The 17,021-nt window shown below is 64.6% G+C and carries 10 protein-coding genes and 1 pseudogene; 2 read left to right on the forward strand and 9 right to left on the reverse strand.

Annotated features, from left to right (window positions below; genetic code table 11):
- The first annotated feature begins 144 nt into the window (after positions 1–144).
- Entirely contained in the window at positions 145–651 is a 507-nt protein-coding gene (locus AN218_RS33265; protein WP_070020758.1) for a DinB family protein, read from the forward strand.
- A 75-nt stretch (positions 652–726) separates the two neighbouring features.
- Here AN218_RS33265 and AN218_RS33270 read toward each other — a convergent pair whose 3' ends face one another.
- Positions 727–1,479, reverse strand: coding sequence for a GNAT family N-acetyltransferase (locus tag AN218_RS33270; RefSeq protein WP_070020759.1), 753 nt, complete (start codon positions 1,477–1,479; stop codon positions 727–729).
- Positions 1,480–2,793: 1,314 nt separating this feature from the next.
- Between AN218_RS33270 and AN218_RS33275 the strand changes: the two genes are divergently transcribed.
- Positions 2,794–4,926 carry a GmrSD restriction endonuclease domain-containing protein gene (locus AN218_RS33275; RefSeq protein WP_171908889.1) on the forward strand — a complete coding sequence of 711 codons (2,133 nt, stop codon included), beginning with the start codon at positions 2,794–2,796 and terminating at the stop codon, positions 4,924–4,926.
- Positions 4,927–5,064: 138 nt separating this feature from the next.
- Here AN218_RS33275 and AN218_RS33280 read toward each other — a convergent pair whose 3' ends face one another.
- The 8 genes and pseudogenes from AN218_RS33280 to AN218_RS33310 all read right to left on the reverse strand — a co-directional run.
- Positions 5,065–6,162: a restriction endonuclease subunit S gene (locus AN218_RS33280; RefSeq protein ID WP_141747789.1), complete on the reverse strand. Its 1,098-nt coding sequence runs from the start codon at positions 6,160–6,162 to the stop codon at positions 5,065–5,067.
- Positions 6,163–6,404: 242 nt separating this feature from the next.
- The gene (locus AN218_RS33285) at positions 6,405–8,846 is read right to left on the reverse strand and encodes an N-6 DNA methylase (RefSeq protein ID WP_171908890.1); all 2,442 of its coding nucleotides are present in this window, start codon (positions 8,844–8,846) and stop codon (positions 6,405–6,407) included.
- Positions 8,847–9,821: 975 nt separating this feature from the next.
- On the reverse strand, positions 9,822–11,822 hold the full coding sequence (locus AN218_RS38660; RefSeq protein WP_070020755.1) for a hypothetical protein: 2,001 nt from the start codon (positions 11,820–11,822) through the stop codon (positions 9,822–9,824).
- 184 nt (positions 11,823–12,006) lie between these two features.
- Positions 12,007–12,426 (reverse strand): annotated as a pseudogene (locus AN218_RS39140) (TniQ family protein); the annotation flags it as partial.
- Positions 12,423–13,559 carry an AAA family ATPase gene (locus AN218_RS33295; RefSeq protein WP_070020756.1) on the reverse strand — a complete coding sequence of 379 codons (1,137 nt, stop codon included), beginning with the start codon at positions 13,557–13,559 and terminating at the stop codon, positions 12,423–12,425. The pseudogene AN218_RS39140 and the gene AN218_RS33295, both read right to left, overlap by 4 nt.
- Complete coding sequence (locus AN218_RS33300) at positions 13,556–15,745, reverse strand: DDE-type integrase/transposase/recombinase (RefSeq protein ID WP_070020757.1); 2,190 nt, start codon at positions 15,743–15,745, stop codon at positions 13,556–13,558. Before AN218_RS33300 ends, AN218_RS33295 begins: the two co-directional genes overlap by 4 nt.
- Complete coding sequence (locus AN218_RS33305) at positions 15,742–16,425, reverse strand: TnsA-like heteromeric transposase endonuclease subunit (RefSeq protein WP_338059662.1); 684 nt, start codon at positions 16,423–16,425, stop codon at positions 15,742–15,744. Before AN218_RS33305 ends, AN218_RS33300 begins: the two co-directional genes overlap by 4 nt.
- A 237-nt stretch (positions 16,426–16,662) precedes the next feature.
- Positions 16,663–17,021 (reverse strand): PucR family transcriptional regulator (locus AN218_RS33310; RefSeq protein ID WP_141747790.1); only part of this gene is annotated, 359 nt, incomplete at its 5' end.

The following is a 17,021-nucleotide window of genomic DNA, read 5'->3' on the forward strand; positions in this document are numbered from 1 at the left end:
CCGGGCCGTGGCGAACACGGCCCGGGCGCACGTGCGTCGGCACCCGCGAGCCTCGGCGGCAGCCACGGGCGACTGAACCACTGAGCCACTGAGACCCCTGAGCCACGAGTCAACGAGCCACGAGTGAAAGGGCGGTACACCGCCGTGACGACGGAACGGACCTCCCCGCCCCTGACCGGCACGGAGCGCGAGACGCTGCGCGCCTTCCTCGACTTCCACCGCGAGACCCTCGCCGTGAAGTGCGAGGGCCTGAGCGACGAGGAGCTGCGCCGCGCGGCCTCGCCGCCGTCCACGCTCTCGCTGCTCGGCCTCGTACGGCACATGGCGGAGGTCGAACGCGCCTGGTTCCGGCGCACGATCGACGGCGAGGACGTACCGCTGGTGTGGTCGGACGCGGGCGACTTCCAGGCGGCGTACGACGCGAGCCGCTCCAGCCGCGCCGAGGCGTTCGACGCCTGGCAGGCCGAGGTCGCCCACGCGCGGCGCATCGAGGCGGCGGCGCCGTCGCTGGAGCTCACGGGGCGCAACGCCCGTACGGGCGAGGCGGTTTCGCTGCGGCTCGTGATGCTCCACCTCATCCACGAGTACGCGCGCCACAACGGCCACGCCGACCTCATCCGCGAGGCCGTGGACGGTACGACGGGGGTCTGAGACCGCCACGGCTCGACGCCGTCGGCAGTTCCAACGGGCCGCCGGCGGCCGGGAGTTGAGGCCCCTGTACGGCGCTCAGCGCGCTGTCGGCGGCGTCCACACATACGGCGTCACGGCCGTGACCGTACGGAAGCCGAGCCGTCGCAGCACGGGACGGCTGTCGGCGGAGGCGTCGACCTGGAGATGCGGTACGCCCCGCGCGGCGGCGACCCGGGCGCGCTCGGCGACCAGCGCCCGGTAGACGCCACGGCCGCGCCACTCCGGCACCGTCGTGCCGCCGCGCAGCCCCGCGTAACGGCGGTCCGGCCACAGGAACATCCAGGCGGCACAGACGACGCGGCCCTCGTGCTCGGCGACGAGAACGCAGACGTCGTCCGGGGCCGCCCTGATGCGTGCGGCGAGCAGCCCGGCGAGCCAGCTCAGATCCATGTGCCACACGGTGGCCTCCATGGCGGCGACCCGGCGCATGTCGTCCTCGTCCTCGACGCGGCGCAGCACGACGCCCTCGGGGAGCACGGGCCCGTCGGCCAACTCCGCGCTCTCGCCCACCAGTACGGACATGGTGGCGCCCGGCGTGAAGCCCGCCGCGCGCAGCCGCCCCGGCAGCTCCGGCGGTTCGTCGTGGCTGTGCGTCCGCCACTCCACGGTCTCTCCCCGCTCGGCGAAGCGGTCGCGCTGCCGTGCGATGAGGCGGTCGAGTTCGGCGCCGCGCACGCCGGTGTCGCGCGGTCCGTGGACGAAGCCGCGGAAGCCGCCGACGGCGCGGACGAGCGGCCCGTCCCGTTCGTACGCCACGCCGGGCGGCGGTACGGAGGGCGCTCCGCGCATGAACTCGTCGTAGAGCGCGAGGAGTTCGGGGTCCGCGCGCTCGTCTCCGTCCGTTGGGCGCCCGTGCTGCCCGTGCTGCGCACGGCCCGCTCGGATGCCGTCGCCGTCGCCGCTCCCGTCCGTCACCCGGGCGACGCTACGCGCTCCGCCCGCCGCCGGTAGCGCTACGGGCGTCCCCGGGCACCCGCCCCGGTCCCGTTCGTCCGTACGTCGTGTGGCCGCTCAACTCCCCGCGTCACAGGGGGAGTCGGGCCGAAGCCGCTGAACCGGGGCGCATGAGCCCTCGTCCCGCTGTAGGGTCTGCGAGTTGGTGAGCATTCGTGAGCCCCTGACCAGCGACGTTGGCGCGAGTGCGCAAGGTGTGCCAGAGGTTCTGTTGATGCTGGATTAGCAATCTGCACGTCCTGGAGCCTCATCGCAGTCACTTTGCGTGAGATCGAGGTGCCGAGGTCGGCGACTTGAGGACTGTGCTGGCGGGGGTATCCGTGACGAGCATGACACCACGTGAGTCACCCTCCAGGAGGCAACTGAATGAGTTCTGTTCTGCCTTCGACGAGCGAGAGAAGAACCGCCTGCGATGGATCGCACCCTCTTCGGGAAGCCCGAGCTGTGGGGGGCATGATCCATCGGCGCGTTCAGCATGGTAGTAGCTCGTAGGTCGGTCTGGGGCTGTCCTACTGGTCTGTCTCGCACCAGCCAGGAAATCCTTAAACGGATGATTTGGTGCGTTAAAGGATAATTGGTGGCCCCTCTCGCGCCCCTAACCCAAAGCCTCCGGTGTGGCCCGGCAGACAACCTCAGATGCGGCAGTTCCAGGGCTCACATGGGGAACCTGGCGCTAAACCTCGGACAGACCCCTTCAGGGAAGCCAGCCCTTGTGGGGACCGGGTTTCGTGATCGCGGACTGTCTGGAGGAAGCCGTCACTCTAGGGCGCGAAACTGTGCTGGTCGCCAAGATCCATGCGAGTCACGGCCCTTGAGGAAGAGGAGACCACGATCGCCTACGGTTCAGGTGACTAGCCCTGGACCGAGGCCGCAGAGCTTCGTTGCAGAGGTGTCTGGCCTGTCGATACGCTCGGGCCCTTGCCGTTTCCATCCCGCCAATGCGTGGCTGCCTGACCGGTCACCCCCAGCAGCCCCTGGGGGTTCCCGCCTCTTCAAGCCGCCGGGCGAGGCGTAAGCGGATCAGCTTGCGCCCCAGGCTCTGATCGGACATTCCCGCGGCATCATGTCGGCGCCGTGGCATAAAGTTCTTTCATGCACCGGTAGTCATGCGGGGGAGGACATGTGCAAGACGCTGGGGACGCGCAACTTGTGGACGGACGCGGCCAAACGGTCGGCCAGCTCTTCAAGGACGTTCGCTACGGGCTGGAGTACTACCAAAGGGAGTACACCTGGACGCGCCGAAACATGCAGGAGCTCCTGGATGATCTGACCGATAGGTTTCTCGGTCAGTGGAAATCCGGTCATGAACGCTCAGATGTTCGCTTCTATCGCCCCTACTTCCTTGGTTCAATCGTCACCTACCAGGGGGCTGTCACCTATCTGGTTGACGGCCAGCAGCGGTTCACATCGCTACTCCTTCTGCTTACGCATTTGCGCGGATTGCTTAGCGCAAATGAGGACCTCGAAGAAGATGCGCAAGATCTCGATCACCTGATCCGCTCCCGGCAGTTCGGATCCCGAGCTTTTACGCTAGACGTTCCCGAGCGGGATGCGTGCATGCAAGCACTTCTCAAGGGAACCGACTTCACTATTCCGCCGGATGCATCCTTGTCCGTGAAGAACCTTTGGGAACGGGGATGCGACCTGGCCGAGGACTTCCCCGCGACTCTACGCGGAGAACCCTTGCCCTATTTTGTCGATTGGTTGTTGCACCGGGTCTGCCTCGTCGATATCCGCGCCCACGACCGTGACAATGGCTGGGAGATCTTCGAAACGATGAACGACCGGGGGTCGAGGCTCACGCCACTGGACCTCCTGAAAGGTTTCCTGCTTTCACACGCGGGTCAGAATCATGCTGAGCTCAACGACGCATGGCGGGAAATGCTGTCCGGCCTGACGAAGGCTGGTGCGCACCCAAGCGATTTCATCAAGACGCTCCTGCAAGCGCGTTATGTTGAGCCGGAAACGCCGGACCATGAAAAGATCGATGGATCGTTCCACGAATGGGTCCGCGAGCACGCGGAGCTCCTCGGGCTGACGAGGCCGGATCACTTCCGGCGTTTCATCACTGATGTCCTTGTTCCGTTCGCCAAAAGATACATGCTGATCCAGACGGCAACAACGGAGCGCATTCCAGGCCTTGAGGCCATCCGCTACAACGCCGACAACGGCCTCACCGCCCAGTTCACTCTGCTGACCGCAGCGATGAGCCCCACCGATGACGACGCCACCTTCATCAGCAAGGCTCAGCTGGTGGCACGCTTCCTGGACCTCGTGCTGGCCCGCCGGATGGCGAACAGCGCACCGATCCAAAATGTGGAGCTTCTTCCGGAAATTACGCGGCTCGTTCCCGCCGTTCGCGCAGCTTCAAGTGTTGAAGAGCTATCGAAACTGTTCGGCCGCGAAGTGGCACAGTTGGGGCACGACTTCTCCGGCATCAATACCTTCAAACTCCGTAGCGATAATCGTAAGCAGGTGCGTTATATCCTGGCTCGCATGACCGCCTTCGTTGAAGGCGGGAATGAGAATCCGGACCGCACTGCGGAGTATCTCGGCCTTCAGGGTATTCGGCCCTACGAGATCGAGCACATTTGGGAGAATCACTACGATCGGCACAAGGAAGCCGGCAGTGAGGAGCAGTTCCACAATCAACGGAACCAGCTCGGCGCCCTTCTCCTTCTGCCGAAATCTGATAACGCAAGCTATCAGGATGCTGTCTACGAGCGAAAAATTGAGTACTACCGCGGGCAGAATCTACTGGCGGCGCTCCTGCATCCTATGGCCCATCAGAGGAATCCTCGGCTGAGACGCTTCATCGGCGCCTACGACCTCGCAAAACTCGCCACCCCCTACGGCGAATCCTTCCCACCCTCCGCGATCAAGGAGCGGCAGCGGCTGTACCGGCGCCTGTGCGAGTTGCTCTGGAACCCGACGGACCTGGGCTTTGTCCTGCCTGCAGGTCAAACAACCAAGCGGACCCCATCCACGCGCGCGCACTACGGCATCACCCCGGCCCAGCTCATCGACCTCGGTCTACTCAAGGGCGGAGCTAAGCTCAGCACCACCGGCCGGCGAGCCACGCAATATGCCATCCTCCTCGCCGACGGGCGCGTGCAGTTGGAGAACGGGGCAATCTACGATGCTCTTTCGACCGCCGGGCAGATGGCACTGAACATCCCGTCGTGTAATGGATGGGATATTTGGCAGGTCGAAACCGAAAACGGCTTCGAACGTCTCATCAAGATCCGGAAGCGCGCACTCGAGCGAGGCCTCCTTAGCTGACCACCGCAGGCAGGGCCACCAGTCGGCTGCGTTTTCCTTCGCAATCGGCAGCCGACTGGCAACTTCGAGCAGTACGGGCGTGAGCCGCTGAACTATTCTTTAGGGCGGATCAGCGGCTCAGTAGGATGGATGAAGCCCTCAGGTGACACCGTCACTGATCATTTCTTCCAGACGCCGATTCAACTGAGCTTCCTGTTCACGGATGCTGCTCCTGGAGCCTTGAACCTGTGCTTGTGCGGCCGCCCACATGTCCGCGAGCTTCTTCTGTTCGTTAAGCGGGAGAACCGGGACAGCTAGCTCTCGCACATCGGTGCTGTTGATGGTGGCAAGGTTGGTTGTCTTCTTCGCCCGGCGGCGGAAATGATTCCTCGAAGGCGCCGTCTGCATATAGGCAAGAAGGTACTCAGGAAGCAGGACGTCCTGGTTCACCCTTACCCGAAGAACATGGTTCTGATGGACGCATCCCGGGATCTGCCCGGCCCACATCGCGGGACGTCCGACCAGCTCGGCGCTGTTGCCCTCGCACAAGAGGACGTCGCCCTCCTGTAGGAGAAATGGCTCCAAGGACTCTGGTGGAACTTCAATCTTCTTGATTTCGGTCAGGTCGAAATAGCCGTCCTGTACGTTCGCCACGCGCAGGTATGGGCGGGCGTGGGGACCGGGCCTGTTCGCGGGGCTCTTTTGGAGACCGTAGGTCACGGCTGCGAGGTCTCCCAAGGGGCGGATCGGGTAGTCGCTCGTTAGAATGATTGGCATTCCTATAGCCGCGGAGACTGCTGCGGGTACGGCCCACGATCCCAGTCGTCCACTGTCCACGACGAAGGGAAAGTTGATCGGGGCGGTTTCTGGGGCGGAAAGGCCTAGGAACCGTGTGATCTCCTGGACTGCCTCCGACAGACCCGATTCCGACCGGGATCGCAGCTCAGCGATGCGCTTGAGGGCGCCTTCCTCTGCGCGGACGATACGTTCCTGTTCAGCAAGGCTAGGCACAGGAATAGTGAGAGCTTCGAACAGCTCCGGGGCCACCCGCTTGCGACCGCTATGCCCGACAACGAGGGCTTCGACTTGGCTGCGGAAGACTTCGGTACGGCAGAGGAGGCGCATGTACGCGGGAAGGAGATGTCCGGGAGACCGGACATCGTAGATTGGGTACTCAGCGCTAAAAGCCAGGGATCCGTGAGCTTCGGGAACCACCCCAATAGCCCCGTTACGGATATCGATCTTGCTGAAGACCACGTCGCCAGGGTGGGCTGCGAAAGACCGACCCTTGAGCGTGGCCTCTGCAGGTCGCAAGGACATGCCGCCGTCGAAATGGATGCTTCCGTACCGCAGGCCGCCCGGGCTGGCCTCGACACGGCGGACCGCCACCGCACCGATAGGCCGCAGCTGCTGCGGGGGGCGCTTCCACGTTCGAGCGAGGATGTGTTTGACGTCCCATCGCGCCAGGGAGTGGGATGCCGCGACCCGGATCACCGCGCTCACTGGGCCGACTCCCGTGCGTCGCCATTCGCGAGCTTCGCCTCCACTTGGGAGCGGTACACATCAGGCTCGCTCTGGAACTTCCGGAACTCCTCCAGGATCGATGGGAGGTCGTCTACAACACCGGCACCAGTCTCCCCTGAACCAGTGATGCCGGCGGCCTGCGCCTCCGCCATGAAGACCGGGTAGCTGAAGCGCTGCTTGACCAGCTCCCGAACTTTCTCCGCCTTCTTACGCTCCAGCTCTGCTTCTAGCCGGGCGTATTCCCGAAGAAGCTCCCGGCTGCGCAGCTTGTCCGTCTCCGTGACCTCCGCTCGCAACAGGCGCTTCTTCTCAGTCAGTGCCTGACGCTGCGGCGGGCTGGCTGCTTCCAGAGCCGCGATCTCCCCGACAAGCGGTGTGAGATCGTCACGGTCGTACCTTCTAGATCGGTCCAGCAGGACGGCAAGGGCTTCCCGCTCGGGAGCGTAAGTCTGCTCGACCTCCTTGGTTGCCTCAGCCCTGAGTTCTGCGAACTGATGCTCCTCTTCGTCGGTAAACCGCTGCAGGAAGAGGAGGGAGGTCTTCACTGTCGCATTGGAGCTGGCGAAGACTTCCTGCGGGACTGAGACGACGGCGATGATCTTGGCGCGGTCCTCGACGTACTCGCGTAGCCAGGACATGGAAGGGTTGTTGAGGATGCCGTCGGGCAACACGATTCCCATGCGCCCACCCGGCCTGAGGAGCTTGATGCAGCGCTCGACGAAGAGAGTCTCCGTGTTGCGGGAGGCACGCACCTTCGCCGTCTCGAGGGGGCCCGCGATCGGGTCTCGGCCAATGTCGGAAAGCCTTATGATTGGCCAGCCACGGTCGTTGGCCACCTTCATTCGGCGCTGCGAGACCTCCCACGGTTCACCGAGCTTAGCCTTGTACTCGTTAATCAGCTCGGGGTCACTGAGTGCGCTGGTCTGATCGGTCGTTCCGACGAGTTGACTCTTAGTTACGGCGGCGCCGAAGGGCGGATTACTGAGCACCACGTCGAAGGAGCCTTCATAGACGTCTCGGAAGTCGAGCAGTCCGTCGTGGTGGTAGATACCGCTATGCCCGTCACCGTGCATGATCATATTCATCTTGCTGGTGCGTGCGGCCCGGGTCTCCGCGTCGACGCCGCGAATGCAGTCTCTGGCTGCCCGGTGCAGCCGACTCTGCTCGTTTTCGACGTCCAGGTCCCGGTTCAGTTCGGCATACGCCTCATCAACTCTTTCCAGCAGTGCTTCCTGGCTCCACTTGTGGTCCTTCGCCTGCTGTTTCAGTTCTGCGCGCCGGGCTGCCTTGCGCGACTGTACATCGCGCTCGATGTCTGCACGCACACGGCCGAGGGCGGTGATCAGGAAGCCGCCGGTGCCCGCCGCAGGATCGATGATCCTTTCACCCTCTTGCGGATCGAGCATATCGACCATGAAGTTGACGATCGGTCGCGGCGTGAAGAACTGGCCGAGGTCGCCACGGAAGGTGTCTCCGAGGAACCGTTCAAACGCCAGACCCTTGACGTCCTCTCCGGTGTCAGAGAGGTTGAACTTTTCCAGCTTCTTAACGATTTCGGTGAACGTCGGCAAGGAGACCTTGAGTTCGTCACGATCATCGAAGAGCTGATCTGTTCGGTAATATTTCTTCGTTACGTCGAAGAGACTCTTCAGAAGACCGCTGGGATCCTCACGTAGGAGATTGTTCTTCGCAACGCTGCGAATGGTGTCGGTGGTGAAGACCTCAATCTCCCCCTTGCGCTCGTATGCCATCTTGATGAAGAGGATCTTTGAAATCTCATCAAAGGCTGCGCCCGGATCCATCTTGTGATTGTCGCGAAGGATGCAGTGGCAATCGAACAGAAGTCGCTGAAATTCGTCGCGCGTGAACGCTTTGGTTGACTTTCTGATTTCAGCCAGGCGCCTTTTGCTCTGGAGATCGGACGCTTTAGGGACGCTTGCGATCTCTACGCTGGTGCCTGGGATGCCAGGTGTCAGTCGGAAGTATGAAGTGGTCTTGCTATTGTGCAGAACGAGGAACTCGATGCCAGCGGCTCGCGCATAACTCTCCCCCTGCTCATAATCCGCTTGGCGGATGGGAACGTTCTCCGCCTTAGTCTCCACCACCATCACGTAGTCACGCTTGTCTTTTAGCGCCTGGGGGGATTCGGCGACGACGATGTCGGCGCGCACGGACTTCCGCCCCGAGGTCGTGCGCACTTCCTGTGCCATCTGGTCCAGGCTGTACCCCCACTGGGTGTTCATGCGGTAGATGAAATTTTGTCGGACAAGTTCCTCAGGTTTGGCGAGCAGCCAGGCCCCCTGCAAGGGAGCCCAGACCCAGTTGCCTTCACGGTGCAGGGGTTGATCGCCGTCCCGAAATGGGGATGATGGGATGACCCTCGGCTTGGTCCCCGCTGGCCTGCTCGACTTCGACATCCCGCTCCTTGTGTCCAGTACTCCTGTACGGCGACGCTGCCGCATGTTGGCGGCTACCGTGGCCGAACGAGGGGCGTCTCTTGCGCTTGCTCGCACAGCTCTGTCGTCGCTGCTGTGCGCGCTCGCACGTACCGCGTTAGGCAGTTAGCCCGGCTGAACCGCCCCATCGAAGACTAACGAATCGGCGGCGCGCTGACTGACCATGCCCAGCCAGCGCTTCGCGCAGTGTGGCGGATGCCTCCGATGCTCTGGCCGCCAACGTTGCTGGCCGACTACAGCGAGTGATTCAAGCTAGTCGGCATGCCCTCTCGCAGGGAGCGCTTACGGGGCTGTCCCCTGGCTGCTCGCACCAGCGTGAACCGTCAGGGGCCACGTTGGCGGGCGCGCCGTACTTGACGGAGAGCTGAATGCTGAAGGACGGCTGCGATGGAGGTGCCTCGGTGGACCGCTGGCATCGACCTGTCGCCGGGGCGAAGGCATACCAAGCGTGCACCTCCGGTCTAGAGTTCCGCTTCGGCATCTGAATGACACCGATGTCTGCCGAGTTAGATAACTGCAGGATCTCGATCACGGAGCCCTGGGGCGTCGATAAAATGTACTACATCGTCGGCAAGTTTCTGGACCAGCTCCTCACCCACTTGTCAAGATTCGCGAAGATGCCAGTGTCACTCCCTGCGAAAAAAATCACTCTCAGGTGGGGAGATTGCTCAGTTTCACCCAATGGACGGCTTAGTTTCAAGAACAGAGACGTCAGCTTCCCGTAAGTGCACCTTCACGTCGGCCAGGCTGCGAGGGAGGGCGAGCGGCGAAACCTTGAGGTCGAGTAGCGCACCTCGGTGAATGAGGTCGAGTGGAAGGTCTCGCAGCGTGAGCCCGCTTGGTAGCGCGGTACTTAACCTACAGCGTCAGTGTCCCCATGAGACTGTTTGTCCGATGCCACTCGGAACCACTGAAGCATGATCTCCATGGTGCCGATCACGGATCGGAACTCTCGTCCGCGACGCGAAGAAGTTTTTGGGCTTCGGTGAGGAACTCATGTCCACGTGGGGTGGGGGTGAGGGGCGTGGAACTGCGGTCGATGATCTGAAAATCCGCAGCTTGCTCTATTTTGATTAGCCGCTGACGGAGAGCGCTGTCGCGTCCGTCGTAGATGTCTCGCGCCGCGGCGGCAAAGCTGGTGTAACCCGGGGTCTGGACGACGACCCGCAGGCGCTCGAGCGCGGCCGCGCACATAGTCACAGCCCGGATGGCAGGAGAAGGCGTCCAGTCGAGGTCAAGGTGGCCAATGGCGTTGTACTGGCCTCCAGGACTACGGATTGGGATGCCCCAGGCTCGTGCCAATTTGGTGAGGTGGTAGTGAGTAACGCCGCGTTCGCGGGCGAGGCTGGCGATGTCTCGTTGGCGTTCGAGGTACTCGTGTTGGAGCCATTCGCGGGTGATGTCGGGGCGGTCCGGGGTGCGTTGTGGCCGAGGGCGGAGTGGGATTCCTTCCTGCCGGAGGAGCTGGCGGACCGTGTCAGGTCTGCAGGACGCCAGGTTGGCGATGTGTGTGAGTTCCAGCTTCTGGTTCACGTAGAGGTCCCGGAGTCGATCCGGGGCAAGGACGTCTTCGCGGATCTTGACTGTTCTCACGGTCCGTGTGCTGAGGTGCTTGCCGATTACGTCGCTGGGGGTGGCTGCGCTGGCCTCCGTTAGATCGCAGTAGAGGCGGACGTGTTCTGCGGCCAGGCCGAGAGCATCAGCGGCTTCATGGACGGTGCCGGCCGTTGCCAGCAGGTCACGGAACTCGTCTGTGACGATGCCCGTGGGGGAGAGGCCGGGCCATCGGACGCCGGTCACCCATGCCTCGGATGGTTCCCAGGTGACGGGTTCGATGATCTCGTGGTGGGCGAGGTTGTCTTCGGCCTGCTGGCGGAGGAACGAGCGGAGGGCTCGGGGCGCGCGGAACCGGAACTCCGAGCAGTGCCATGCGAATCGGTAGGACGCCCCTTCGGGCGGGGGATGAATCTCGCCGGTCAGCAGCATCAGCAGATACGCACGCATCAGGAGGACGCGATGCAACTGCCCGGGGTTCCAGCCCTGCTGGGCGCATAACCGTGCATATGCGTCGAGATCGAGGGTGGCCGTGGTGCTGGTGAAGATGGCCCGTCGTCTGGCGTAGTCGATGGGGGAGCCGCGCTCGTCCAAGGCGCGGGCGAGCTGGGCCAGCGTGGATGCCAGTGGGGTCAGATCCTGATCGAGATAGAGGCGTCGTTCGATGCTGTCGCGATCGGTGTTGATCTCCTGGTTGCCCAGGAGCGGGCCGACACGTTCGAAGTTCAGCTGGGGCGGCCCGCTGGGAAGCAGGAGGAAGCTGCTGCAGCCGCGGCGGAACGTGCCCGCGCGGGGGTCTTTGTTGTCCTTGGGCCGTGGGAGCAGGCGCATCGTCCATCCCGGCCAGAGCATGGCAGGGATCATCGCCGCACGGCGGGTGATGGCGTCGGCGGGGAGGTCCGGCCAGCGTGGTCGGGGGCTAGCGCTGGCGTAACGAAGTCGGGCATGCAAGGTGGCCTGGGGGTCGAGCCTGGCCAGCACGCGCCCGACCAGCTCGGGACCGCTCCAGGTCCATCGGCCGGCCCTCGCGCCGATGTTGTTCTTCGAGGTCTTCAGCAGTGAGCGGTCGGCTTCGAGGATCCACTCGAAGAGTGCCTCGTGGTCGGCATGGCCGGGGTGGAGGGCGATGCGGGCCAGTACGGTGCCGACGGCGGCGTTGTGGGCGTCATGCCCGACGTCCTCGCCGGTAAGCTGCGGTAACTCGCTGCCGCATTCGGTCACCACGGTGTGTACGACTTCCGGTGCCTGGTCCGCGATGGTGTGCAGGCCACGCAAAATGCGCCAGGCCAGAGCGTAGAGCTGCTTGACCTCGGCCAGCGCGGTGGCCCGTGCGGCCGGCTCGCCATTCAGCAGGGTGGTGATGTGCTGATGGGCGGTCAGCACAAGTCCCGAGGCGGGCAGAGGGGTTGGCCCGGGCCTGCGTGAGGTCGGCTCCGCAGGCCGCTCTGAGGCCGAGACTGCTGTGAGCACGCGTGCAGGTGCCCGTTGCGCGGGGGCCGAGCCGCCTCGCTTTCCAGGGGTGCGGGGGCTGATGGCAGTCGGGACAGAAGTCCAGCAGCAGTGCGTGGTGGGTGGGACAGGCGAAGGCCCACGGGAGACGCCAGAAGACCGGTCCGCGGCCGGCGTTATCGCCCAGGCACCCAGGGCAGTAGCGGGCTCGGCTTCCGCTGAATCTCCAGGCTGGTGGTCTGGCCAGTTTGCGCCTGTCGGGCAGGATCGCCACGGCCAGCCCGTCGTAGGGTTGGAGCGTCATGCTGGTGAGTGCCTGCCGTTCGACGCCGGTGGTCCGCTCCAAGGCGGTCGTTTCGTCAGCGGTGAGCCGTAGCGCGAGGTGTGACGTGCGGGCGCCGGGCAGCCCGGCGGCTTCAAGGAAGACGCTGTTGGTAACGCGCAGTCGGCGCGCGTAGGCGCCGATCCAACTTTCCAGGGCCTCGCCCGGAAGAGGAGCCAGTGCGATGGGGATGCGGTCATCGGTCCAAACAGTCATGCCGACTTCCTGTGACGGTGTGGAGACGGCGTCGGTCGGCTAGTCAGCAGGCCGGCCGCGATCTCGGCTTCGAGCTCCTTGCGGGCCGCTTCCGCGGCGGCGTCGTTCTTGACCTGGTCCATCAAGTCCTTGTCGAGGCGTTCCTGACCGGAGCGAATCGCGCGCAGGCAGCCGCGGTTGATCAGCGCCATGACGGACGCGAAGTGTCCGGTGGAGCGTGCGAAGAGGTAGTCGGACAGGTCCTTGGCGAGCATTCCGGGGTACTTTTCCGCCAGGACGAGTTTCTGCTCGATTGTCTTGAGCAGGGTCTGCAAGTGTTGGCGGCCTTCGTCGTCCTCGATCTGGAACGGCGACAGCGTCAAAGGGGTAGTGCGGCGACCGAACTGGGCGAGCTCGGTCTGCCTGTCGGAGAAGCCCTCGCGCAGGACACCACGCTGCTGGACGCCGACTCCGACGTAGATCAGGGTGACGGGAAAGACGTTCGCCAGGTACTTCAACTGATTCGCCATGCGGACCGAGTTGGAGTTCGCCCCGGCAAGGAAATGGATGTCGTCGATGATGATCGCGGCCGTCTTCATGGACATCACGGCATCCACGGCCCGCTCGGCCAGGGTGTCGGCGTTTCCGGAGGTGGGCAGGCCGTAGAAGCGGCAGATCGCCGCGTTCAGCCCGCGAATGTGTGTGTTCCCGCTCAACGCGATGTAGATGACCGGGACGCGGCGGTCGCCGCTCGGTGTCGTCTCTCCGTGCAGGGCAACTTGCTTGCGGAACAGTTTGCGGCCGTAGTCCCGCACCGCTGTGCTCTTGCCGAGCCCGGGATAGGCATCCACCAGGGCCGCGGGCTTGGTCTTGTCCCCGTCGTGCCGGTTGGACTCGACGATCTCGGCCAGGGAGTCGTGTAGTGCAAGGAGCTGGGGCGTATCGATCGGGCCGATGTTGGCGTGCCAGACGTCCCGGTTGTCGTTGTGGACCAGCAGATTCCGTCGCGAGAGATCGGCGAGCTGAGCCCGGGTGAGTTGCGGAGGCTGGATGCGGTCTGGGCCGTTGACCTCCTGCAGCCAGCCCGGAAGCCGGGTGGGGGTGTACTGGCGGTCATCGCCCTCGAACGGCTCGATGCCGTCCGCCGCACTCAACGGCTGTTCCAGACGTCGGCATAGTAGTCGTCCTCGTGGGGCAAGGCGACGCTGTCGTCGCCGGGGAAGGCGGCGTCGCACTCCTCATCCTCGTCATCGTCCCCGCCCAGATCATTGTCCCGGGCTCCGACGACGCGCAGGTCAGGCCCATCGGCTTCCTCCTCTGGGCCGGACTCCGTTGAGCCGAGGTCTGCGATGCGCCGGACCGACGGTAGAGCGGCGACCTCGGCCTTCGCGTCCTGCGGATCGCCGTCCTCGTCCACCAGCCGCAGCCGTTCCTGGGACAGCCGCATCGCCATCCGACGCTCCGTGCGGTCCGCGGCAAGTCCTGCACCCCACCGCTCAAGAAGTTCAATCAGTGCGCGTTTAGTGTCAGGGAACCGGTGGGTCTTCTTGGCGAGGCGGCGGGCGTAGACCAGTGCCTCCCTGCTGAAGGGCCCATTCAGCACGGCCGCATGCTCCCAATCGAGCGCGTGCCACTTCCGCACCTCGGGGTCTTGGAAGTACACCTTCCGCATATCGCCGCGATCCACCGCGATCGGCCACTTGCCCGCATCCACCCCGCGATAAGGACTGGGCTGGTTGCGGTAGTCGTTCAGAGCGTCCCCGTTGTAGCGCAGTCCCTCGATCTCGACCCCGTAGTGGTGGATTGGGACACGTTCTTCCTCCAGGAAATCCAGGGCCAGGTTCGGGCGGGCCGGGATCCGCAACGGGCCCGCCCGACTGACACCGTGCTCGAACATGTCCAGCGGGCTCAGCTTGAGCCCCGGCACTTCCGGCACGGCCAGACCACGGTGGGGCCGGCGGTGATAGATCAGAGTGATCCACTCACGGATGATCGCTTCGAGTTCGTTGATGAAGAAGAACGCCTCTTCTTCGACCTTCTCGCCGCGGCTGTGCACGTCTGAGCCCTTGTAGCCGGGCAGCGCGGCCAGCACTCCCTGGTTGAGGGTGCGGAACCAGCGCTCGATCGGCTTGTCGGTCGGTGTCTTCGGCCGGGCGGGCTGTAGCGAGATGTCCAGTTTCGCGCAGACACTTTGGATGTGATTCGACAGATAGACCTTGCCGTGGTCGTAGATGATCGTCTCGGCCGCGACCGTGGGCAGCAGCGGCTGCCCGTCCCGGTCGACCAGCTTGTCCGCGTCGACCACCACGGTGGACGGCACCCCGCTATACGGCAGCGGCTCGCCCCCGCCTTCCGGAACTTCTCGCGGCCGGACCGTCTCGAACAGCACACCCGCCACGTCGGTCGACTTCGTCGACACCGGAGTCAGCCGCAGCCCGGTGATGCACCGGCTGTAGAGATCCATCGCTACCGTGAGCTCGCACTGCACCCACCGGCAGGTCACCGGCTCCATCGCGAAAACATCCAGGCAGTTGGTGTCCAGCACCACGTACTCGCCCGGCCGCGTCGCGCGCAGTCGGCCATAGGTCCCCGTAGGGGCGTTAGCGATCGATCGCTTGCCCTTCGTGCTGCCCTCGAAGGCATTCGTGCCCTTGGACAGCGCCCGCAGCAGCTCGTAGCCGGTCGTGCGTGCCGGAACCGGGACCGTTCCCTTCCCGTACTCATCCCTCAGACGCTCCTCGATCTCGATGAGGACCAGATTCCGCACCGGCCGGGACCTCTTCTCGTGTCCCTTCAACACCGTGCGGGCCATCTCCAGCCACCGGGAGTCGGCCCGGTTCAGCACACTCAGCTTCGGACGCTCGTGCACCAGCCCGGCCGGGCCCGAGCGTTTCACCTGCCGTACCCAGTTCCGGATCGTGCTCTCGGCAACCCCAAGCTCCACCGCCTTGGCCGCATACCGGTGCATCAGCGGGGTTGTGGGCGCGTAGTCGGGCCGAGGCTCGCCAGGCAGGGCCAGTGCCTCGTCGCCGAGCTGGTATCCGGTCATGACCTCCTGAACATGACGGAACCTCCGCGTCAGCGCATCATCGCCGTCGTCGTCGAGGCTGCCCAGAACGGCTGCTGCCGACGGCTCCTCATGCGGCACCGGGACCAGGATCTCGGTGCCGGGATGCGCCAGCAGCAGGGAGATGTCGACCTGCCGCCACTTCGGCGCACCGGCAACCGCAATCGCCGGTTGGAGCAGAATCCGGCGGCCCTCGATCTCCGCGACGGTGAACTGCTCTCCGTCGAACCTGAGCGGGAGCCCCGGCCGCAAGGGCGTCGTCCAGGCGCTCATGCGCACCTCCGCAGCACTGACTCACCCGACAACGGACGTGACAGATCCGTCGTCAACCGTCCGGACCACAACAAAACCATCAGCGCCGGCCTCGCCTCCTCGGGTGGTCGATCACCCGCCAGCCGACGCTCGGCCAGAGCCAGTTCCTCACCGTCCTGCACCCGCTCCAACGCCTGCTCCACCTCGGCCTGGGGCACCACCCCGGGCCGCCGGTAGGCGGCCAGGAACCGTACGTTCTCCAGTAGCGCCCGATCCGCACCGGACCAGATCTCGTATTCCCAGCCGTGCCGCCGAAGCAGCTCACCTGGCCAAGCCAGGGCGTCCGCGATCTTCGGGTCCCGCAGCCGGTCTGCCGGTTTGACGTTGACCAGTCGCACTGTCCCCGAGCGCATGACCAGCAAATAGTCCGGAACGTGGTGTCGTACGCGGTCGCCGACCCGAGCCGCCAATCGACACGGCTGAGCAAAGATCCCCCGCACTGCGGGATCAAAGTCCGCCAGCAAACAGCCGGGCCAGTTCCAGGCGACTCTCGTAGACCACGTGCCCGCCCGTCGTCGCGGACGCGTACCTGCCCGAGTAGTGGGCCATCCCGTGCACCGACCGGACATCACGCCACGGCTTCGACTCCGCGAAGTCCGCCAACCGCAGGTGTCGGACCGGCACGTCACGTACCGACGCATCCTCGTACCGAATCGACGCCGTAGAAACCTTGCGCCGACCACGGGCACCGCCCGAACTCTGTACTGCCATGGCGGAGACGGTACGAAGCACAGGCGGCGTACCCCTGGCGAAGACCGAAAGAGGCCTGCGGGAGATCGCTACTGAACGTAGTCAATGTCAACAGGATCGCGGGCTTGCTAATTCACTGCTAACGGACTGCCTTCAGTGCTAAGGAAGTCGCGGATCCTAGACCCGCCTCACAGCCGTGCCGCCTTGAGCGCCATGTGCAGCAGCAGCCGGGCGGAGCCCTCGTCGAGGTCGAGCCCGGTGAGCGCCTCGATGCGCGAGAGCCGGTAGTAGAGCGTCTGGCGGTGGATGCCGAGCGCGGCGGCCGTACGCCCCGCCTGGCCCGCGTGGTCGAGGAACACCTCGGCGGTGCGGGCGAGTTCGGCCTGCGCGGGACGCAGCAGCGGTGCCACGGCGGGGTCCTTGGACGCCCCGTGACCGCCCGCCGCACCGGCGGGCAGCGCGGTGAGCAGCCGGTACGGGCCAATGGCCGTCCACTGCGCGACGGGTCCCAGCCGCTGCGGCTCCGCACGGGCGGCCCGTGCGGCGG

The organism is Streptomyces nanshensis (assembly GCF_001751255.1).
GTDB lineage: Bacteria > Actinomycetota > Actinomycetes > Streptomycetales > Streptomycetaceae > Streptomyces > Streptomyces nanshensis_A.

Coding starts and splice junctions, on each gene's coding strand:
- AN218_RS33270 (WP_070020759.1), bottom strand. CDS start 1,479: ATGCGCGGAGCGCCCTCCGTACCGCCGCCCGGCGTGGCGTACGAACGG.
- AN218_RS33285 (WP_171908890.1), bottom strand. CDS start 8,846: ATGTCGAAGTCGAGCAGGCCAGCGGGGACCAAGCCGAGGGTCATCCCA.
- AN218_RS33300 (WP_070020757.1), bottom strand. CDS start 15,745: ATGAGCGCCTGGACGACGCCCTTGCGGCCGGGGCTCCCGCTCAGGTTC.
- AN218_RS33305 (WP_338059662.1), bottom strand. CDS start 16,425: ATGCGTCGGTACGTGACGTGCCGGTCCGACACCTGCGGTTGGCGGACT.